This window comes from Pseudarthrobacter sp. BRE9, from assembly GCF_031844305.1.
In the GTDB taxonomy this organism is placed as follows: Bacteria; Actinomycetota; Actinomycetes; order Actinomycetales; family Micrococcaceae; genus Arthrobacter.
In genome coordinates this window covers 127275-147073 of record NZ_JAUZUY010000002.1, presented here as the reverse complement: position 1 = coordinate 147073, position 19799 = coordinate 127275, and the positions used below count along the sequence as shown (strand labels likewise).

General features: G+C 62.8%; 17 protein-coding genes. 15 read left to right on the top strand and 2 right to left on the bottom strand.

The window, feature by feature from the left end:
- The first annotated feature begins 25 nt into the window (after positions 1 to 25).
- The 8 genes from Q9R31_RS05545 (at position 26) to Q9R31_RS05510 (ending at position 9354) form a co-directional block, all read left to right on the top strand.
- A complete protein-coding gene (locus tag Q9R31_RS05545) occupies positions 26 to 616 on the top strand; it encodes a hypothetical protein (RefSeq protein WP_311261753.1) in 591 nt (196 codons plus the stop codon).
- 354 nt (positions 617 to 970) lie between these two features.
- Positions 971 to 1600, top strand: coding sequence for a DUF1345 domain-containing protein (locus tag Q9R31_RS05540; protein WP_311261752.1), 630 nt, complete (start codon positions 971 to 973; stop codon positions 1598 to 1600).
- Positions 1601 to 2057: 457 nt separating this feature from the next.
- Positions 2058 to 3116 carry a LacI family DNA-binding transcriptional regulator gene (locus Q9R31_RS05535; protein ID WP_311261751.1) on the top strand — a complete coding sequence of 353 codons (1059 nt, stop codon included), beginning with the start codon at positions 2058 to 2060 and terminating at the stop codon, positions 3114 to 3116.
- Between the two features lie 262 nt (positions 3117 to 3378).
- Entirely contained in the window at positions 3379 to 4599 is a 1221-nt protein-coding gene (locus Q9R31_RS05530) for an extracellular solute-binding protein (protein ID WP_311261750.1), read from the top strand.
- 4 nt (positions 4600 to 4603) lie between these two features.
- On the top strand, positions 4604 to 5527 hold the full coding sequence (locus Q9R31_RS05525; protein WP_311261749.1) for a sugar ABC transporter permease: 924 nt from the start codon (positions 4604 to 4606) through the stop codon (positions 5525 to 5527).
- Positions 5521 to 6432, top strand: coding sequence for a carbohydrate ABC transporter permease (locus Q9R31_RS05520; RefSeq protein WP_397428219.1), 912 nt, complete (start codon positions 5521 to 5523; stop codon positions 6430 to 6432). The genes Q9R31_RS05525 and Q9R31_RS05520 overlap by 7 nt, the downstream gene beginning before the upstream one ends.
- A gap of 34 nt (positions 6433 to 6466) precedes the next feature.
- A complete protein-coding gene (locus Q9R31_RS05515) occupies positions 6467 to 8587 on the top strand; it encodes a beta-galactosidase (protein WP_311261747.1) in 2121 nt (706 codons plus the stop codon).
- Between the two features lie 275 nt (positions 8588 to 8862).
- Entirely contained in the window at positions 8863 to 9354 is a 492-nt protein-coding gene (locus tag Q9R31_RS05510; RefSeq protein ID WP_311261746.1) for a ParB family protein, read from the top strand.
- Between the two features lie 455 nt (positions 9355 to 9809).
- On the opposite strand, the gene Q9R31_RS05505 is transcribed toward Q9R31_RS05510, so the two are convergent.
- The gene (locus tag Q9R31_RS05505; RefSeq protein WP_311261745.1) at positions 9810 to 10511 is read right to left on the bottom strand and encodes a GntR family transcriptional regulator; all 702 of its coding nucleotides are present in this window, start codon (positions 10509 to 10511) and stop codon (positions 9810 to 9812) included.
- 225 nt (positions 10512 to 10736) lie between these two features.
- Here Q9R31_RS05505 and Q9R31_RS05500 point away from each other — a divergent pair, with 225 nt between their 5' ends.
- From Q9R31_RS05500 to Q9R31_RS05485, 4 genes are all read left to right on the top strand, one after another.
- A complete protein-coding gene (locus Q9R31_RS05500) occupies positions 10737 to 11903 on the top strand; it encodes a mandelate racemase/muconate lactonizing enzyme family protein (protein WP_311261744.1) in 1167 nt (388 codons plus the stop codon).
- 93 nt (positions 11904 to 11996) lie between these two features.
- Positions 11997 to 13370 carry a cation:dicarboxylate symporter family transporter gene (locus Q9R31_RS05495; RefSeq protein WP_311261743.1) on the top strand — a complete coding sequence of 458 codons (1374 nt, stop codon included), beginning with the start codon at positions 11997 to 11999 and terminating at the stop codon, positions 13368 to 13370.
- Between the two features lie 93 nt (positions 13371 to 13463).
- Positions 13464 to 14411, top strand: a complete 948-nt coding sequence (locus Q9R31_RS05490) for a phosphoglycerate dehydrogenase (RefSeq protein WP_311261742.1) — start codon at positions 13464 to 13466, stop codon at positions 14409 to 14411.
- Between the two features lie 433 nt (positions 14412 to 14844).
- Complete coding sequence (locus Q9R31_RS05485) at positions 14845 to 15483, top strand: LysE family translocator (RefSeq protein ID WP_311261741.1); 639 nt, start codon at positions 14845 to 14847, stop codon at positions 15481 to 15483.
- Positions 15484 to 15622: 139 nt separating this feature from the next.
- Here Q9R31_RS05485 and Q9R31_RS05480 read toward each other — a convergent pair whose 3' ends face one another.
- On the bottom strand, positions 15623 to 16504 hold the full coding sequence (locus tag Q9R31_RS05480) for a MurR/RpiR family transcriptional regulator (RefSeq protein WP_311261740.1): 882 nt from the start codon (positions 16502 to 16504) through the stop codon (positions 15623 to 15625).
- 107 nt (positions 16505 to 16611) lie between these two features.
- Here Q9R31_RS05480 and Q9R31_RS05475 point away from each other — a divergent pair, with 107 nt between their 5' ends.
- The 3 genes from Q9R31_RS05475 to Q9R31_RS05465 are packed head-to-tail and all read left to right on the top strand — an operon-like array spanning position 16612 to position 19750.
- Complete coding sequence (locus Q9R31_RS05475; RefSeq protein ID WP_311261739.1) at positions 16612 to 18006, top strand: MFS transporter; 1395 nt, start codon at positions 16612 to 16614, stop codon at positions 18004 to 18006.
- The gene (locus Q9R31_RS05470) at positions 18003 to 18497 is read left to right on the top strand and encodes a GAF domain-containing protein (protein ID WP_311261738.1); all 495 of its coding nucleotides are present in this window, start codon (positions 18003 to 18005) and stop codon (positions 18495 to 18497) included. The genes Q9R31_RS05475 and Q9R31_RS05470 overlap by 4 nt, the downstream gene beginning before the upstream one ends.
- Positions 18494 to 19750, top strand: coding sequence for an amidohydrolase family protein (locus Q9R31_RS05465; RefSeq protein WP_311261737.1), 1257 nt, complete (start codon positions 18494 to 18496; stop codon positions 19748 to 19750). The genes Q9R31_RS05470 and Q9R31_RS05465 overlap by 4 nt, the downstream gene beginning before the upstream one ends.
- Positions 19751 to 19799 lie beyond the last annotated feature (49 nt).

The window sequence follows — 19799 nt, the reverse complement described above, 5'->3', positions numbered from 1 at the left end:
ACCCGGCCTGAAAGGAAAGAACATCATGACTGAGATACCTGCGGCGTACATCGCCGGCAAACCAGCGCTGAAAGAGCCCACGGAAGACCTGCGCGCCAGGATCCCGGGATGGGGCGTGGACCTCGACCCGGCCGACAGGCCCTCCTACCCCCGCGAACAGCCCGGCATCGAAACCGGAGCGCACTGGGACTTTCCCGAACGCCAGCCCGAGAAATGGCCCCGGGAACGGTCCGTCGAGCACGCTTTCCTGACTCCCGTTTTCGGCACCTCCACCCCTCCCAAGGGCGCGTCGGGGGCCATCCGGAAGTACGCCTACAAATACAGCGAGGGCCGGACAGCGCATTGGCTGCTGCTCGTCGCTGCGGACAGGGTGGACGCGTGGGAACATCACCTACGGTCGTTCGCCACCCTGCGTCCGGACAACCCCGTCACGGAGACCGGAGTGCTCAGCGAGTTCTCCCGCCACGGTGTCCGCTCACGGTTCGGACACAAGCGCGCCGACCTCAACCACCTTTGGATGGATCCTTTGGTGGTGGGCGGGCCGTGGGTATTGGCCGGGCTGGGCGGTCTCGTCGCAGTGCGGGCGCTCAAGCGGGCGACTGTGGGGCGGAGATGACTCCGTCCCCATGACCGCGCGAAAACAGTGCGCAGCCTGACGGCTGTTCCGCCACTGGCCGGAGCAAGGGTGTCACCAGCAACGCATGTGCTGGTGACATCCGCACGTCATCCTTGGCCGAGGTTTGTGACGAGAATGATGAAGACCGCGATCAGGACTGTGCCGAGGAAATATGAATCATGAAGGAGCCGAGCATTTCCGCGTAGAATCGGGGCAGTGAGCCGCCCGCTTCCTCGTGAATACAAAGGAATCCGTAGGTCCTGAATATTCCGTGATGTTGAGATTCGCTCTGACCCAGGCGGCGGGCCATCGGACGCTTTCACGGTCAATCGAGGCTGGAGGGCAACTTCTTCAATGTCGCACATAGATCTCAAGGCTCTAGTATCGGCCGTCATCGGCCTCGTTATCGCATTCGTTCCGGTGTTGCTCGGTGCTCCCGAACTCGCGCCCTTGATCGGATGGGCTGTCGCCGGCTGCGTCTTCCTGGTCTGGGCGTGGACTAAGGCGTGGCCCGCTGGTCCGGACGCCACGGGAGAACTCGCCCGTCACGAAGGTCGGTCTCGACGGCTCGTTGACTCCCTCATCATAGGCGCGACATTCGTCAGCCTCGTGGCGGTCGTCTTGGCATTGATCCGCAGCCAGCAGAAGGACGCCATCGGCGTGGCCTCGGCGCTCCTGGCGGCTTTCGGCGTGGTGCTCGCATGGGCTCTCGTCAACACTGTCTATGCGTTCAAGTACGCTCGGATGTACTACCACGACGACCGCCACCGCTTCCGCTTCAACCAGGACGAGGACCCGTCGTACAGCGACTTCGCCTACGCAGCATTTTCCATCGGCATGTCATACAACGCGAGCAATGTGAACGAGTCATCCACTCCCTCCCGCAGGATCGCCCTGGGGCACGCTTTGCTCTCCTACTTCTTCGCCACCTTCGTGGTCGCAGTGGCGATCAACCTTGTCGTCAGCCTCGGCCAGTCCGGTTGACTCCGACACGGTGTGGGTGACGTGCTGCGACGTCGGGTCGTTCGACGGAGGTCTCCGGAAGTTCGAAACAGTGCCACACGCATTGTGCTCTACGACGGGCAGCGAGACCAACCAGGCCGTCTTGAGCCGTGAAGTTGGCGACACTTCAGCTGGAACGCCTCCCGTGGACTTGAAGTTCTCTTGTCTGCGGCCGCAACCGAAACGAGGAAGCACTTCGCCTCTACAGCAGGCGGAGGGCCCACCAGCCTCGGACTTGGGCACGCCACCCCAAACACATGAGTAGGCCAGGGCGGCGACCTGGCCACAGCCAGCGCAGCTAGCGTCGGAGGGACGCCACCATAAGCCATGTCAACACGATAAAGAAAGTTCTCCCTCTGCGCCGAGGAAATGTAACGGATCGATCACGAACGCTGACGTTCGTTGACAGCGCTGTCGGTCTGAGAGTTAGATCACAATCATGAATGACAGCGCTGTCGAGCCAGCGGCTAAAGAAGCACCGAGGCGGGCACTTCCCCGCCTTTCCGATGTGGCAGCTCATGCTGGCGTATCTTCCAAAACGGTGTCACGCGTGGTGAATAACGAAGCGAATGTGCGGCCCGAGGTCCGGGCGCAGGTTATGCGTTCGGTTGCGGCCTTGGGCTATCGGCCGAATCCTGCGGCGCGCGCTTTGGTTACGCAGCGCACTCATCAGATCGGGGTTATCGCCACGGCAAGCTCACTCTACGGTCCCACAGCCGGATTGTTCAGCCTGGAGCAAGCGGCGTGGAAGGCCGGGTACTCCCTGACGCTGACAACCGTCAGGGAGGCCTCCGGGTCGGAACTTGAAGAAGCTATCCAGTACCTGGTCATGCGCGGCGTGGAGGGTGTGATCATTTCGGGTGTGGCTGGCATCGTCCGCCTGGCACCCTCGACGCTGGCCGGCATGCCCGTGGTCAGCACCGGCCCCCTCACGGAGGACTCAGCAAACCACGTTTTGGTCGACTCGGATCAGGTGGCTGGGGCGAGGGCCGCCGTCCGTCATCTTTACGACCTGGGGCACCGCCGCATTGGCCATCTCGCCGGGCCACTGACTTGGGATGCCGCCGCTCGGCGCCGTGATGGGTGGCTGGAAGAGGTGCAGGTCCTGGGTCTGGTCCCTGGCCCTGTCCTGGAAGGTGACTGGTCCCCGAAATCCGGGTACGACGCGGCGCTCACGATTGATCGGACCGCAGCGACTGCCATCTTCGTGGCCAATGACCACATGGCAATGGGCGCCATTCGAGCCTTCACCGAAAGGGGCATCCGTGTCCCGGATGACATGTCGGTAGTGGGCTTCGATGACGTTCCCGAGGCGGCCTACCAGGTGATCCCTTTGACGACGGTCCATCAAGACTTTTCCGCTGTGGCGGAACGCTCCGTCCGCGAACTAATCCATCTGATCGAAAAACTCGACATCGAAAGCAACAGCATTCACCTTCCCATCGAACTTGTTGCGCGATCGTCGACCGCTCCCGCCCCAACTCTCGGCACCAGCTGAACCAGCCCTGATTCCTGTGAGAGGGAGCATCCCGGTGTTCCCCGGCGCAGCGGCGCGCCGACCCTCACAGGCCTGCCGCAACCACACCAACCCACCCATTGAAAGCAGAATCATGTCACGAGAAATTTCACGTCGCTCGATCCTGGCTGCATTCCCTCTTGCTGCCTTAGGTGTTAGCGCTCTCACTGCGTGCGGTGGCAGCTCGTCCTCTGCCCCTGGCGGTCCTGCATCCCCTATTTCCCAGGCGGATATTGATGCTGCGATGAAGAAAGACACCAAGCTGACCTTCTGGACCTGGGTGCCCGACATCCAGAAGGAAGTCGATCTGTTCCAGGCCAAGTATCCTGCGGTGAAAGTCGAGGTGGTGAACGTCGGCCAGGGTGGAGCCCACTACCAGAAGCTGCGCGCAGCGATTCAGGCCGGGAAGGGTGCCCCTGACGTGGTGCAAATGGAGTTCGACAAACTGCCTTCATTCACACTGACCGACAACCTCCTTGACCTCACCCCGTATGGCATCGCAGACCTGAAATCAGACTACCCGGGGTGGGTTTGGAGCGGGGTCACGCCCGGGGGCAAGGGGATCTACGGCGTGCCCCAGGACACCGGTCCCATGGGGATGCTGTACCGCGAAGACCTGTTCACGGGAGCAGGCATCACCGCTCCCAAGACGTGGGATGAGTTCGCGGCCGCAGTCTCGACCTACCGGGGAAAGAACCCGTCGAGCATGCTCGTTAACTGGGCTCCCAGTTCCGAGGCGAACATGCTCGGTCTCTTCTGGCAGGCCGGCGGCCGACCCTTCTCCTATGACGGGACAAAGAACGTCAAGATCAACCTCACCGGAGACGCCGCCTGCAAAAAAGTCACCTCCTTCTGGAACGATCTCTTCCGGTCCGGGAACATCGGCAACGAACCCGACTTCGCCGACGCCTGGTACCAAGGCTTGAACAACGGAAAGTACGCAGCGTGGCTGACGGGGGCTTGGGGCCCGGTCTTCCTGCAGGGAACGGCGAAGAGCACGGCAGGTAAGTGGCGGGCCGCACCCCTACCGCAGTGGGACCCGTCCAAACCGGCCAGCGGCAATTACGGCGGTTCAACGGACGCGGTCCTAAAGTCCACCGAGAACCCGATCGCGGCAGCCATGTTGGCCCGCTTCGTGAACACGGATGACAAAGCCGCGCTGACCCTGGCCAATGAACAGTTCCTGTTCCCGCCCTCGACGAAAACCCTCAATAACACAGCGTTCGCTGACGCCCCTGCCAGTTTCTACGGTGGCCAAAAGGTCAACAAGCAGTTCACCGACATCTCTTCGACCGTACAGGAGGGCTTCCAGTTTCTGCCCTTCAACGACTATGCCGCGAGCAGCTACGACAAGACCATGGGCAAGGCGATAGGCGACCGCGGTGACCTGAATGCCGCATTGTCCGCTTGGCAGGATGACCTGGTGCAGTACGCCAAGGGACAGGGATTCACCATTGCAAGCTGAGACCGTGCCCCAGCAAGCGCCCCCACCCCTGCGCAGAAAGACGGCGAACATCGCAAAGCGGCGCCAATATCTGGCGGCCTACGCATTGTCCATGCCGTTCATGCTCGCGTTCGCTCTCATGATCGCCGTCCCGCTCATTTACGCCGGCTATCTCTCCCTCTTCAAAAAGCAGCTCATTGGCGGGGTCTCGTTCGTCGGCATGGACAACTACGCACGTGCGCTCACCGACCCGTCCTTCCTGGGCGGCGTCGGCCGCATGGCGCTGTTCCTCGTCATCCAGGTACCGGTCATGCTGGGTCTGTCCCTGCTGTTCGCTCTCATCCTGGACAGCGGAATGCTGCGCCTGCAACGGTTCATCCGGCTCGGAGTGTTTTTGCCTTACGCGATTCCCAGCGTGATCGCCACCTTGATGTGGGGCTACCTGTACGGGAAGGACTTTGGGCCGTTCGCTCAACTGGCCAAGTCGACAGGGCTTCCGGCACCGGACTTCCTCGCCGGCGGCAACGTCCTGTTCTCCATCATGAACATCGTGACCTGGGGATTCGTCGGCTACAACATGATCGTGATGTACGCGGCCCTCCGGTCCATCCCCGCTGAACTGTACGAAGCGGCACGGGTGGACGGGGCCGGCGAGTGGAGAGTGGCGTGGTCGATCAAGATCCCCGCCATCAGGGGTGCCCTGCTACTGACCACGATCTTCTCAGTCATCGGCTCCTTCCAGCTCTTCAATGAGCCGAACCTCCTGCGCGTCATCGCCCCTGCGGCCATCAGCCAGGATTACACGCCGAACATGTACGCCTTTCAACTGTCCTTCGTGAACCAGGACTCCAATTACGCAGCCGCTATCGCCTTCCTGCTCGGGATCGTGATCATGGCGGTCAGCTATGGGGTCCAACTGACAGTCAACAGAAGGGAAAAGGCATCGTGACCGCCACCCTTGCTGACCGGCAGGCAACCCGAAACAACGATGCAGCGTCACCGCGGCGCAGACGCTCGGGCCGGAGCACGCTTCTCACCGTCGCCATGCTGTTGTGCCTTGTCTATTTCCTGTTGCCCATTTTCTGGCTTGTCGTTGCCTCCACCAAGGCCAACGAGGATTTGTTCAGCAGCTTCGGACTCTGGTTCTCTAACATGAACCTGGCGGCGAACCTGCACAATGTCTTCACCTTCCAGAATGGGGTCTTTAGCCACTGGATGATCAACAGCCTCATCTACGCGATCAGCAGTGGCGTAGGCGCAGCAGCACTGGCCACGGCCGCCGGCTACGCTTTCGCCAAATACAAGTTCCCGGGCGGGAACACAATGTTCACCATCGTGCTGGGCGCCGTGATGATTCCGATGACGGCCCTTGCCATCCCCACGTATCTGCTCTTTGCCGGTGCGAACCTGACCAACACCCCCTGGGCAGTGATCCTGCCCTCGCTGGTGAGCCCTTTCGGCGTGTACCTCATGAGGGTCTACGCCGCCGACGCAGTCCCGGACTCTCTCATCGAAGCGGCACGCGTTGACGGCGCCAGCGAAATGCGGATCTTCGTACAGATCGTTCTCCGGCTCCTCGTACCCGGTTCCATCACTGTGCTGCTTTTCGCACTCGTGGCGTCCTGGAACAACTACTTCCTACCCCTGATCATGCTCAACAGCCCCGAACTGTTCCCACTCCCCGTCGGACTGGCGCAGTGGCAAGCAGCTTCCGCGGCCGGTTCCGGGTCCCAGGCACTCTTCTCCACCGTCATCACCGGATCCCTGGTCTCAGTGCTACCGCTCATGGCGGCCTTCCTGTTCCTCCAGCGCTACTGGCAGTCCGGCCTCGGCAGCGGCGCCGTCAAAGCCTGACGCAATCCCATTCCTCAACGAAAGTATGAAATTCATGTCTGAACGACCCCGCAAAGTACTCTTCGGCGCCGCCTACTACCACGAATACCAGCCCTCCCCCCGCCTTGAGCAGGACCTCGACCTCATGGCAGCCGCCAACATGACCGTCATCCGCGTCGGCGAATCCACATGGTCCCAGTGGGAACCCGAGGACGGCGCGTTTGACCTGGAATGGATGACCCCAATCCTTGATGGCGCCCATCAGCGCGGCATCTCCGTCATTTTGGGCACCCCGACCTACGCCATTCCCATGTGGCTCGCACGGCGATACCCGGAAATTGCTGGAGAACCCAAGACCGGGCAGCCACTGGGATGGGGTGCCCGGCAGGAAGTCGACTACACCCACCCGGCCTTCAAATTCCATGCCGAACGCATCATCCGCAAAATCGTCCAACGCTTCGCAACCCACCCAGCGGTGATCGGCTACCAGGTCGATAACGAACCCGGCCTGCTTGCCTTCCACAACCGCGGCGTCTTCCAGCGTTTCGCGGACGAGCTCCGGCACCAATACGGAACGGTGGAAAACCTCAATAAGGAATGGGGCCTGGTCTACTGGTCCCATCAGCTATCCACGTGGGCGGATCTCTGGACGCCTGACAACAATGCCCAGCCGCAATACGACCTCGCCTGGCGCCGGTTCCAGGCCCGCCTCACCACCGAATTCCTGCAATGGCAGAGTGCCATCGTCCGGGAATACTCCACCCCCGAGCAGTTCGTCACCACCTGCATCGCGTACGACCGGCCCTCCCAGCACGATCAGGACATGACCCGGGACTTCGACATCACGGCAGGAAATCCGTACTACGCCATGCAGGAGGCCTTCGCCGTCCCGCCGTCGGCCAGCACACCCCAGGGGTGGGCGACCAGTGGGTCCTGGACCCTCTTCCAGAGCGGCGACCGCATGTACTCATCCAAACAGGCCCCGTTCCTGGTCACAGAAACCAACGCCGGCGCCATCGGCGGATCAGCGATGCAGTACCCGGCGTTCGACGGCCAGTGGCGGCAGGCCGCTTACGCATTTATCTCCCGCGGCGCAGAAATGATCGAATACTGGCACTGGGCCACTAACCACTATGGCACCGAAACCTACTGGGTCGGCGTCCTACCCCACGACCAGAAACCCGGACGCGTCTACCGCGAACTTGCCCAAATTGGCGCCGAGCTCAAAACTGCCGACAAGGCCCTGGTCGGCCTCACACCCGATGCAAGCATCGGCATGATCTACTCCAATGACTCCAAATGGGGACTCGCCGGCCAGCCCTGCTTCCTGGCCGAAGCCCCCATGACAGGAGACGAACGCTCCTACCAGAAGATTTTCGAAGCCTTCTACCAGGGAGCCTTCCGCGCCGGTGCACCGGTCAGGATCCTTCACGACCGCCAAATCCTCGGCAACGAGAGCCAGCATCTGGACCCTGCCCAGGTTGCCAAGGAACTGCCCGTCCTGATCGCCGCGGGCCTCTACATTGCCGACGACGAGCTCCTGGACTGGCTGTGGGCCTACGCGGAAGCCGGCGGACACCTCGTCCTGGGAATGCGCACCGCGTACGCGGACCACGAGGCACGTGCCAGGCTCGAAACCAAACCTTCCCGGCTGGCTGAACAAGCAGGGGTCAGCTACCAGGAATTCTCCCAGCTCGCCGGCCCGATCGAACTGGAGCCTGCCGAAGGATTCCAGCTTTCACCGGGAAGCCTCGCTACCCGCTGGATCGACTATCTCGAGCAGCAGGACAGCACCGCCCTTGCCCACTACGTCCACCCGCAGTTCGGCCGCTACCCCACCATCACGACCACATCGGCGGGCGCCGGCAGGATCACCACGATCGGAACGCTGCCCAATACCGAACTGGCCGCAGACCTGGTTCGGTGGCTCACCCCGGAACGCAACGCAGGCTGGGAGGACTTGCCTGAGAACGTCACGATCCACTCCGCGACAAGTGCCGACGGTCAGCGTCTACACTTCGTGCACAACTGGGGGTGGGAACCCGTCACGATTGCCGCGCCGGCTTCCGTGGACGACCTCCTCGACCCCGAACAGAAAAATCTCACCAAGATTGAACTGGCGGCCTGGGACGTGCGAGTCCTTAAAGAAACTTCCAAGCAGGAAACTAATAGCTAACTGGCTGGAGCACAGGGAGGAGGCCCGGCACTCCGGACCTCCTCCCTACCTTCCCGTCCGCTTCGATGCTGGCGCCACGACAGTGCCGCCCGACGAAAAGGGTGGGCCCTCGATTGCCGGGGCGAATCAGAGACTCGCAACGGCGAGGACGTGCGCCCCGCAGCTCCAGCTCGCAAGTCTTATGAACCGTCGCGTGCTCCCATCCGCAAACGATCGTTTTTGAGGTCGCTCTCCATCAAGAACTCACGGGGTAACAATTGCAAACTACCGTACGAATGGCAGATGTCGCAGTGGCAGCAGGCGTCTCAGTGGCCACCGTTTCCAATGTTCTCAACCAGCCGGACGTTGTCACTCCCGGTACTCGCGAGAAAGTAAGGCAGGCGATACTCGCCCTGCAATACACACCGGTCCCGCAGGTGACACGGCCTTCGGACAAAAACCAGCGGACACGCCGACCGAAATCTAACCCCGCCCCGGCGACCGAGTGGGAAAGGCATGGATTTCCAAAGGCGAAATCGCCTGCTCACATCAACCCATATTTCACTGCCGATCAGGCCGCCCAGGTCCGTGCGGCATTTCACGCGGCCGGGCCGGGGGAAGGCTACGCGTCGCTCTCTGATCTAGTCGTTGCCGCGACGATGGAGGAAGTCAAACGACTGCAACGCAAGTACAACGAGGGGCGGACTTGGCCCGGAATATCTGCCGGGAAGATCCGGCGGGGACGGCCCACCCTCGGTGAAGCTACCATGCGCAAGAACTCGCCGTGACCCTGCAAAATCCTATGACCAAAAGACTGGAATCCCGGCCTTTGAAAACGTCAAGATTCGTCAACATTAATAGGACAATGGCCTTCTGACGTGCGGAAACACTGTGCCCGAGGTGGAACTCGAACAGTACTCCAACCCCTGAGGACAATGGGATTTCGCGAAAACAAGCGGAATCCGAGGCGGTTGGACCGTGTACAGCCCGATCCGAAGCCGGGCATCTGGACAATGTCCACACTCTTCTTTCCGCGCAGGAACCCCGAACTGGTCCAGCGTCGACAGCATTGCCCCGAAAGCCGGGTTGCTTGACCTGAATCATCACTGAGGACGACGGTGAGGCAGTAGCCGCACGCAACGGCAAGATAGGGGAACCGCCCCCTCGGCCTGTAACCGTCGGCGCTGTCGTACGGGGCAGCGGGCAGTCTCCGGTTCCGCGAACGAAAAAAGTTGGCGTGATGCTAGGCAGTTCTGTTCAGAGTCGGCGACTGATCGTTCTCGCGGTCTTCCAAGGCTCCCGTCGCTGCAGCTGTAAGGCTGTGGGCGATGTGAACCCTGGCAAGTTCAGCTGCGCCCGCCCCATCCTGGGCAACGATGAGTTCAAGGATCTGGTGGTGCTGGTTCAGGTCAATCGTGCGGGGCTCATCGCCCGAAGGCAGCTCGAGCCCGATACGCCGGTAGCGGTCAGACTTGTCCCACAGGTCATCAAGGAGCTTAATCATCGTGGTGTTGTGGGACGCGCTGTAGACGGCGCGGTGGAAGTCGCGGTGGGCGGTGATGGCGTCCTCGCCCCAGACCCGAGTGACCGGCAGCAGCTTTTCAGCAGCTATCCGGATGGCCTCAATGTCGGCGTCGGTCCGGCGATACGCGGCCAGTTCGGTCGCTGACGGTTCCAGCGACAAACGGACCTCCAGCAGTTCGCGGGCCTCGGCGGCGCTCATGTCAGCCACGCGGGAGTCGCGGTGGGTGTCCATGATGATCAGACCCTCACTGGAGAGCCGGCGGATCGCTTCACGCAGGGGCGTGATGCTCATCTGCATGTTGTCTGCGAGTTCGTACTGGGAGATGCGCGACCCCGGGGCCAGGCTCCCGGAGAGGATCAGTTGGCGAAGTTCGCTGTACGCCAGACTGCCTTTACTCGAAAAGACGTTCGTGGTGTCCATCGCTGCTCCGCTTCTCTCATGGGGAAAGTGGCATCCCAGCTTCCTCGTGTGAACATCTTATAAGAACTTCGTTCCAATAGCTTGTGCTGCCCGTCACTGACCCTCTACGCTTGAGCCAAGGTCTTATAAGATATTCGCTGAGCGCCACTCCCTCGCTTTTCGAGGAACAACGTGTAGCCCTCAGTCTTATAAGAAATAAGATTCCCAATGAAGAGAGATTCAAAGATGAAAATCGTTTCCGCCCACGTAGGCACCATTCCCATCAGCTCGTCGATCCGCAATGCCTTCATCGACTTCACCAAGATGGACTGCACCATCATTGCGCTGGTCAGCGATGTTTTCGTCGACGGAAAGCCGCTGGTCGGCTATGGATTCAACTCCAACGGCCGCTACAACGCGACTGCCATCCTGGAAGAGCGCATTCTCCCCCGCCTGCTCGACGCGCCGTCGGAGGACCTTCTCGATGACGACGGCGGCCTCTCGCCGGAGAAGGCGTGGGACCTGATGATGTCCAACGAAAAGCCCGGCGGCCACGGTGAACGTTCCGTCGCCGTCGGCGTTGCCGACATGGCACTGCACGACCTCGCCGCCAAAATCGCCGGCGTGCCGCTCTACCGCTGGATTTCGGACCACTACGGCGACGGCAACCCGGACAAGGACGTCTTCGTGTACGCCGCCGGCGGTTACTACGCGCCAGGCAAGAGCCTCGAGGACCTGCAGAACGAAATGCGGGGCTTCCTGGCCAAGGGCTATGACGTTGTCAAGATGAAGATTGGCGGCGCCGACCTCGCCGAAGACCTCCGCCGCATCGAAGCTGTCCTCGAGGTCCTCGACGGCGACGGCTCCCGCCTCATGGTCGACGTCAACGGCAAGTTCGACCTGGAAACAGCCCTTGAATACAGCAAGGCGATCGACCAGTACGGGCTGTTCTGGTACGAGGAAGTCGGCGACCCGCTGGACTACGCCCTGAACGCCACCCTCTCCGAGCACTACCGGAACCCGATCGCCACCGGAGAGAACCTGTTCTCCCTCCAGGACGCCCGGAACCTGATCCGCTACGGCGGCATGCGGCCGGACCGCGACTTCATCCAGGTCGACCCAGCCCTCAGTTACGGCCTGACCGAATACCGCCGGATCCAGGACATGCTCGCCCAGCACGGCTGGTCTTCCCGCCGCTGCATCCCGCACGGCGGACACCAGTTCTCCCTGCACATCGCCGCCGCCCTCAAACTCGGCGGCAACGAGTCCTACCCCGGGGAGTTCCAGCCCACCGGCGGCTTCACCGACGACGCTGTCATCGTCAACAGCCGCGTAGCCCCCGGCGACCTTCCCGGTATCGGCCTGGAAGGCAAGGCCGAGTTCTACAAGGTCCTCCGCGGGCTGCACGAGTAAGACCAGCTGTTCGTGCCGGGTCCCGGGCAGCACCACTGCCCGGGACCGCACCCTTCTTCCCACCCAAGTCTGACGTGCAAAGGAGCACCCTAGATGTCGTCCCACACTGTCAAGAACCCGCAGCATTCCTCCCCGCCGCGGCAGCGCTCCAGGTTCGGGCGCCTGCTGCGCGAACTCTGGTTCCAAGTCGTCCTGGGCGCCGTCCTGGGCATCGCCGTCGGCTTCCTCCTGCCCTCGGTCGGCAAGCAGCTCACACCGCTCAGCGACTGGTTCATAGCCCTCGTGAAAATGATCGTCATCCCCGTGGTGTTCTGCGTCGTTTCCCTGGGAATCGCCTCCATGGACAGCCTGCGCAAGGCCGGCCGCATCGGAGTGAAGGCGCTCGGGTACTTCATCGTCCTGTCACTGGTATCCATGCTCATCGGCCTGGTGGTCGCCAACGTCTTCAAACCCGGCGCAGGTATGAACATCGGCCCGGACAAGCTGGACGCCAGCAAGGTCCCCGCCGCCGCCGGCAAGGGCTTCAACGGCCTCGAATTCGTCAACAACATCATCCCCGAATCCCTGTTCGGCGCCCTGACCGGCCACACGATCATCGCCGCCCTCATGGTCTCCATCCTGTTCGGCGCCGCGATGAACGTCTCCGGAGAATCCGGTAAATTCCTCACCAAAGGCATCCAGGCCCTCTCCGTGGTGATTTTCAAGATCGTCGGCTGGGTCATGCGCCTCGCCCCGATCGGCACCTTCGGTGCCCTGGCCGCCGTCGTGGCAAACTACGGCACCCAAAGCCTGCAGCAACTGGGCATCCTCGTCCTGCTGTTCACCGCCACCTGCATCGTCTACGTCCTTGTCATCCTCGGCACGATCGCCCGCGCCTGCGGAATGAACATTTTCACCGTCATGCGCTACTTCAAGGCCGAGCTCCTGATCGCCCTGAGCACCTGCTCCAGCGAGGCCGTCCTGCCGCAGCTGATCAAGAAACTCGAAAACATGGGCGTCGGCAAGTCCACCGTCGGCATCGTCATCCCCTCGGGGTTCTCCTTCAACCTCGACGGATCCGCCGTCTACCTCACCATGGCCTCAGTGTTCCTGGCCCAGGCCGTCGGCATGGACCTCTCCTGGGAACAGCAACTGGTCATGGTCGGCGTCATGATGCTCACCAGCAAGGGCACCGCCGGTATCGCCGGAGGCGCATTCATCGTCCTGGCCAGCACCCTCAGCTCCGTCGGCGGCATCCCGCTCGCGGCCCTCGCCCTCATCGTCGGCATCGACCGCCTCCTGAACGAAGGCCGGGTGTTCATCAACGTCCTCGGAAACGCGATGGCCGCCGTCGTCATCGGCAAATGGGAAAAGGACTTCGACCCCGAGCAGGCCCGAAAGGCCCTGCACGCCTCCGGACAGAAGAAAAACCAGCTCCAGGCGAGAACGCCTGAGCCGGTGGAAGCCGCTACTGTCGACGCCCACTAAAAGTGCCAGGGCCGCCGTGCACCCGCGGCGGCCCTGACCCCCGGCGCACTTCACGCGGCAGCTTCCCCCGCCACACCACCGACGAGGAACACCATGGCCCTTCGCATACTGATCACCACCGATTACCTCCATCCCGGGGATGCCGTCGACCAACTGCTGTGCGACCACGGTCTGGAACCCGTCTACTCGCCATTTCGAGGCCCGCGGCCCTTTGAGGAACGCCGCGCGCTGTTCGACGGCGTCTCCGGCGCCATCGTCGCCAGCGAGCCGGTCACTGCCGACATGCTCGCAGATGCAGCGTCGCTCAAAGTCATAGCCCGTAGCGGGGTCGGGTACGACTCCATCGACCTTCCTGCTGCCGTCGCTAGCGGGGTCAGGGTCTGCAACGCGCCCGGAACCAACCACCACTCAGTCGCCGAATTCACCATCGGGCTGATCATCATGGCGGCACGCCGCCTCTCCGAGGTCACCACCGCCGTCCGCCAACGGCGCTGGCCCCGCGAAGCCGGGCACGAACTGCGGGGCTCCACCCTCGGCATCATCGGCTACGGCCCGAGTGGGCGCGCTACCGCAAACCTGGGCGTCGCGCTGGGCATGAATGTCCTGGTCACCACCCGCCACCCCGACCCGGACAACACTGCAATACTGTTCACCGGTCTCGACACCGTCATACGCGGCGCTGACTACCTCTCCCTGCACACGCGGGCAGGCCAGCACACCGGCCCGCTCATCGACGCGCTCCGGCTGGAAGCGATGAAGCCCTCCTCCATCCTGATCAACACGGCCCGCGGCTCACTCGTGGATGAAGAGGCCCTGGCCAAAGCACTCCACGACGGCACCATCGCCGGCGCTGCGCTGGACGTGCTCCAGAGCGAACCCCTGCCCGGCGACAGCCCCCTTCGAGGCCTGGACAACGTGCTCATCACCTCCCACCTCGCTGGCCAGACAGCCCAGGCCCGAACACGGGCCGGCCTGGCAGCGGCCCAGGCCGTCATCGATGTCCTCGAAAGCCGCGAACCGGCACATCCGGTCGACCCCTAACCCTCGAACAGATAAAGAAGGATCCCTGATGTCGAAACCACACCGCGTCGCATTCACCGAAGGCGAATACTCGAGCATCGGCGGCAAAATCTTCGAAGGCACCGACCGCGAAACCGCGGTCCAGGAAACCCTCATCACCCGGCGGGCGTGCCCATTGGCTCTGTCGGAGCAGCAATCGCAGCTACCGCCTAAGGCAACATCAAGCTTGGAAAGGACATCACGTGGCAGAAGTGACCATCACCCGCGACGAACCCTAAGCTGGCGACATCGCCGCCGCCTTCATCAGTGACAGATCCGCTCGCATCCCGGACCGTCATAGGCCTGGCCACGGGAGTCACTCAACTGTCCACAGACGCTGCCTAAGCCCGAGCAGTGCGGAGCCAAAGTGCGCTACATTCAGTTCACAGCACCCTGCCGTGGATCGGAGCTCAACATGGTACCCGCAACCAACGTGTGGACCTTCGCCCTCGCGGCGTTCGCGCTCATCATCATCCCGGGTCCCAGCGTGCTCTTCGTGATCGGACGCTCGCTCTCGCTCGGCCGCAAGAGCGGCTTCCTGAGTGTGCTCGGCAACGCCCTCGGCATGCTCCCCGCAGTCGCCCTCGTTTCCCTCGGATTGGGCTCCATCGTTGCCGAATCGATCATCGTCTTCACAGTCATCAAGTTCATCGGCGCGGCCTACCTCGTCTATCTCGGCGTCCAAGCCCTCCGTCACCGCAACGACCACACCGGCACCTCCCCCACAGCCAAAACCCGACCGTCCTCTTTCCGGCTCGTGCGCGAAGGATTCACAGTCGGCGTGACCAACCCCAAGACCATTGTCTTTTTCGTCGCAGTCCTCCCCCAATTCGTCGACTACGACCACGGAGCCATCCCCCTCCAAATGACAGCCCTCGGAATGATCTTCTTCACGATCGCCCTCGCCAGCGACACCGTCTGGGCCCTCACCGCAGGCACCGCACGCGCCTGGTTCGCCCGCAACCCGAAACGACTCGCCCGTATGAGCGCCGGCGGCGGAGTCATGATGATCGGACTCGGCGGAGGCCTCGCCCTCACTGGCAACAAAACATAAGCAGGTCGATAGGGCTCGGCCCCGCCCGCCCCCTTCTCGAAAACCTAAAGGATTTCGGCACATTCTCTTGGATGAAGCAACTCCATTGGAATGGTCGCTAAATGACCGTATGGCTCTTAGGAGCTTGAACCGCACCCTCTTAGGAGCTTGAACGCGGGTGCATGATCCGCATCTGGTCCCACGTCTTTTCGGATGCGGCGATGTTCTTGTTGGACCGCTCCCGGTCCAGTGAAGCGAGTTCGACGGCGATCGCCTGCACCGCAGCGACGGCCCCCGTCAGCGACGGGAAAAAGCCGGCGCCTTCAGTGGGAACGACAATCCTCTGCTCGGCGTGCTCCGCCACGGGAGACCCGGCACTGTCCGTGATCGAAGCGATGGCGGCGCCAGCATTGTGGGCGATCTCCATGGCCCGCACCGTGCTGTCGTAAACCCGCCACAGGCTGATCGCGATCACCAGGTCCTCCGAGGTCACCCTCGCGAGAGTATTTGTGAGTGCGGCGACGTCGGCGTCGAGCAGCCGGACGTTGTAGCCGGCAATGACCGCGTTGTGCTCCAGGGCCTTGCCCGGGATCGCGTAGCTGCCCGCGGCGACGATCAGGGTCTGCCGCGCCCCCGCGATCAATTCCGCGATGGAACGGACGGTAGTTGGATCCAGCGTCCGCTCCAGGTGGGCGAGGTTGGCCCGGTCCGTGGAAACGGCAGCCTGGGCGGGGCTGCTGACGTGCCCGTTGTGCTCTGCCGCGACTTCGAGGGCGCTCAGGGATGCCAGGAACCGCGATCGGAGCTCGAACTGGAAGTCGGCCCAGCCTTTGAATTCCAGTGCCTGCGCCGTTCTGGTCACCGTGGAAGCGTTCGACGACGCCGCTGCCGCGATGTCGCTGACTGAACCGTAGGAGGCAAGCCGGGGCTGCGAGCGCAGGACGCCAATGACCTGCATCTGCCGGGCAGCAAGTCTCCTCCCCTGCACCCGGCTGTCCAGCCACTCAGTGACCGACGACGAGTTGGTTTCCTGTTGCACCACCTATTGACCTACCTCACACTCTGGCGTAATTTCGATTACATCACATCTGCACAGATCTGTGCATATTTCTCAAAATGTACAACTTGGCCCACTCTGGCAGGAACCCCATGTCACTCACAGCACGCTTGGACCGGCTGGCTCTCAGTCGCCCACACTACAAGCTTCTCCTTATTGGAGGCCTCGGTTACTCGTTCGACGGCATGGACGGAGCAGTGGTCGCCTTCCTGCTCCCGCGCATCCAGGAACTCTGGGGCCTCAGCAACGCAAGCCTGGGCCTGGTGGGGTCAGCGGCTCCGCTCGGCTTCTTCTTCGGGGCCATCCTGTCAGGCTGGATGGGCGACCGCTTCGGCCGCAAGAAGGTCATGCTCTGGGCGCTTGCGTTCTACTGCCTCATGTCAATAATTGCCGCCACGGCTCCGAACTTCGAGGTCTTCCTGATTGCACGGATCTTTGCAGGATTGGGTGCCGGCGCAGAGAGCGTGATCATCGCGCCGTTCCTGTCCGAATTCATCCCGCCGAAGCGCCGCGGCTGGTTCATTGGAACACTGGCCGGCTTCTTCTCCTTTGGCTTCGTGGGTGCAGCATTGATTGGCCGCTTCATCGTCCCGATGGGCGAGGACGGCTGGCGCTGGGCCCAGGTGGTCACCGCCGTCCCGATCCTCCTCCTGCTCTGGTGGCGCCGCAGCCTGCCCGAATCCCCCCGCTTCCTCATCAGCCGGGGCCGCATTGCCGAAGCAACCGAAGTGGTGGAACGCTTCGAGCAGAGCGTCGTGAAGGCAACCGGCAAGAACCTTGCCACGCTTCCGCCAGCCACCGAGGAAATCACCAAGCACGAGCAGAAGATCAGCATCTGGAATGCCCTGAAGTTCATGTGGTCCAGGGCTATGCGCCGCCGGACCGCCGTGATTTGGCTGATCTGGTTCGTTATCACGTTCTCCTACTACGGCTTCTTCTCCTGGATCCCCACCCTGCTGGTGGGCCGCGGCATCACCGTCACCAAGAGCTTCGAGTACTCGATCATCATCTACCTCGCGCAGATCCCCGGCTACTTCTCCGCCGCCTGGCTCAACGACCGGATCGACCGCAAGAACACGATCGCCCTCTACCTGACCGGATCCGCGCTCAGCGCCTTCTGGCTCAGCCAGTCCAACGACTCGGGCATGATCCTGGTGGCCGCGGCAACCCTGTCCTTCTTCCTGAACGGCACGTACGCCGGCGTCTACGCCTACACACCCGAACTGTTCCCCACCTGGATGCGGGCCACCGGCGTTGGCCTGGCCAGTGCCGTGGGACGCATCGGCAGCATCCTGGCCCCGTCCATCATCGGCATCTTCTCCGTGGCCCTCGGCTTCGGCGGATTGTTCGTGATGACAACGGTGGTCCTGACCATCGGCGTCCTGGGCGTGGTCATCTTCGGCGCCTCCACCGCCGGCAAATCCCTCGAAGACATCAACGCCCGCGCCGAGCATGATCCGGCGCCGGCGGGAACGGGACAGAAATGACAGAAACATCAATGAAATCCGAGGTCGTCTTCCAGCAGGTCTTCGACGCCATGCGGCAGGATCCCGGCGTCATCCTTTTCACGGTGCTGCAGTGGATCCCGGAGCGCTCCAGCCTGCGGCGGCTCTTCACCAGCCATCCGGCTGAGTACCCGGTAGGCGGTGAGAAGACCGTGGAAATCTCCCCCGGCTGGCTCGGAACGGTCATCGAAGGCAAGAAGCCGTTCATGGCCCCGGACCTGGCCGCGCTCCGCGAGGTCTTCGCCGATTCCGAACTGATCGAGCAGCTCGGCTGCGGCGCCGTCATCAACGTTCCCGTGCTCGACGGCGGCGGCAACGTGGCGGGCGTCCTCGCCCTGCTGGACGCGGAAGGCAGCTACACGCAGCAAAGTGTGGAAGCCGCCGTCGACGTCGTCAAGACAAACCTGGCCGACATCATCCACGCCTTTGCAGCCCATCCCCACGACGTCCCAGGGAAGGACGCCCCTAAATGAGCACCACCCCGAATACCCAAGCCCCCGCTGAAGAAGCGGCCGCCTTGGTGATCCGCAACGCCAGCGTGCTGAACGTGGACGCAGGCACCTACTCCATTGCCGACGTCGTGAGCATCGATGGGAAAGTAAGTCACGTCGGTCCGGACGCCGAAGCACCCTCCGGTGCCCGAGTCATCGACGGCACCGGAAAGTTCGTCCTTCCGGGGCTGATCGACTGCCACGTCCACGTGGTGGCCTCCAGTGCCGACTTCCGGTCGCTGACCTACACGCCGGCGTCGTACGTCTATGCACAGACCGCCCGGATCATGGGCGGGATGCTGCGCCGCGGCTTCACCACCGTCCGGGACCTCTCCGGCGCGGACTTCGGTCTGGCGATGGCCCAGCAGGAAGGCCTGCTCGAAGGCCCGAAGCTGCACTTCTGCGGGCACGCGCTGAGCCAGACGGGCGGCCACGGCGACATGCGCCTGCCCGGTGAAGACCACGATCCGAACGGGCGGGGATGCTGCGGAATCGGCCGCGTGGCCGACGGTGTAGACGCCGTCCGCGCCGCCGCCCGCGACGAAATCCGCAAGGGCGCCCACCACATCAAGATCATGGCCTCCGGCGGCGTCTCGTCCCCCACGGACCGCATCGATTCCACGCAGTACTCGATGGAGGAGATGCGGGCGGCCGTGGAGGAGGCCGAGGCCGCGAACCGCTACGTCGCCGCGCACGCCTACACGGCCCGGGCCATCAACCGCGCTCTGGAGGCCGGCGTCCGTTCCATTGAGCACGGCAACCTGCTCGACGACGAAAGCCTCCGCCTCTTCCTCGAAAAGGACGCCTTCCTTGTGCCCACCCTGGTGACGTACTGGGCGCTCAAGGAGGAAGGCAGGAGTTTCGGCCTTACCGAAGAGATGTGGGCCAAGGTGGACTCCGTCCTCAACAGCGGCCTCGAAGCGATCGGCCGCGCGCACGAAGCGGGCGTCAAGATGGCGTTCGGTACCGACCTCCTCGGCGGTATGCACCGCCACCAGAACGAACAGTTCCGGCTGTTGGGAAAGGTCCAGCCGGCCATCGATGCCATCCGCTCGGCCACCACGACGGCGGCCCGGCTGCTGGAGCGCGAAGGCCAGCTCGGCGTCGTCGCGCCGGGGGCGGACGCCGACCTGCTGGTGCTGTCCGCGGACCCGCTTGAGGACATCTCAGTGCTGGCTGACATCGCCGACCACCTGGACGTACTGGTCCAGAACGGGAAGGTGGTCAGTCCCTAACCCCGATGCATGGCCATTTTGGTGCCCGTTCCCAAGGGGCTCAGGGGAC

Coding starts and splice junctions, on each gene's coding strand:
- Q9R31_RS05500 (WP_311261744.1), top strand. CDS start 10,737: ATGAAAATCGTTTCCGCCCACGTAGGCACCATTCCCATCAGCTCGTCG.
- Q9R31_RS05535 (WP_311261751.1), top strand. CDS start 2,058: ATGAATGACAGCGCTGTCGAGCCAGCGGCTAAAGAAGCACCGAGGCGG.
- Q9R31_RS05495 (WP_311261743.1), top strand. CDS start 11,997: ATGTCGTCCCACACTGTCAAGAACCCGCAGCATTCCTCCCCGCCGCGG.
- Q9R31_RS05540 (WP_311261752.1), top strand. CDS start 971: ATGTCGCACATAGATCTCAAGGCTCTAGTATCGGCCGTCATCGGCCTC.
- Q9R31_RS05490 (WP_311261742.1), top strand. CDS start 13,464: ATGGCCCTTCGCATACTGATCACCACCGATTACCTCCATCCCGGGGAT.
- Q9R31_RS05505 (WP_311261745.1), bottom strand. CDS start 10,511: ATGGACACCACGAACGTCTTTTCGAGTAAAGGCAGTCTGGCGTACAGC.
- Q9R31_RS05485 (WP_311261741.1), top strand. CDS start 14,845: ATGGTACCCGCAACCAACGTGTGGACCTTCGCCCTCGCGGCGTTCGCG.
- Q9R31_RS05465 (WP_311261737.1), top strand. CDS start 18,494: ATGAGCACCACCCCGAATACCCAAGCCCCCGCTGAAGAAGCGGCCGCC.
- Q9R31_RS05530 (WP_311261750.1), top strand. CDS start 3,379: ATGAAGAAAGACACCAAGCTGACCTTCTGGACCTGGGTGCCCGACATC.
- Q9R31_RS05470 (WP_311261738.1), top strand. CDS start 18,003: ATGACAGAAACATCAATGAAATCCGAGGTCGTCTTCCAGCAGGTCTTC.
- Q9R31_RS05545 (WP_311261753.1), top strand. CDS start 26: ATGACTGAGATACCTGCGGCGTACATCGCCGGCAAACCAGCGCTGAAA.
- Q9R31_RS05475 (WP_311261739.1), top strand. CDS start 16,612: ATGTCACTCACAGCACGCTTGGACCGGCTGGCTCTCAGTCGCCCACAC.
- Q9R31_RS05510 (WP_311261746.1), top strand. CDS start 8,863: ATGGCAGATGTCGCAGTGGCAGCAGGCGTCTCAGTGGCCACCGTTTCC.
- Q9R31_RS05515 (WP_311261747.1), top strand. CDS start 6,467: ATGTCTGAACGACCCCGCAAAGTACTCTTCGGCGCCGCCTACTACCAC.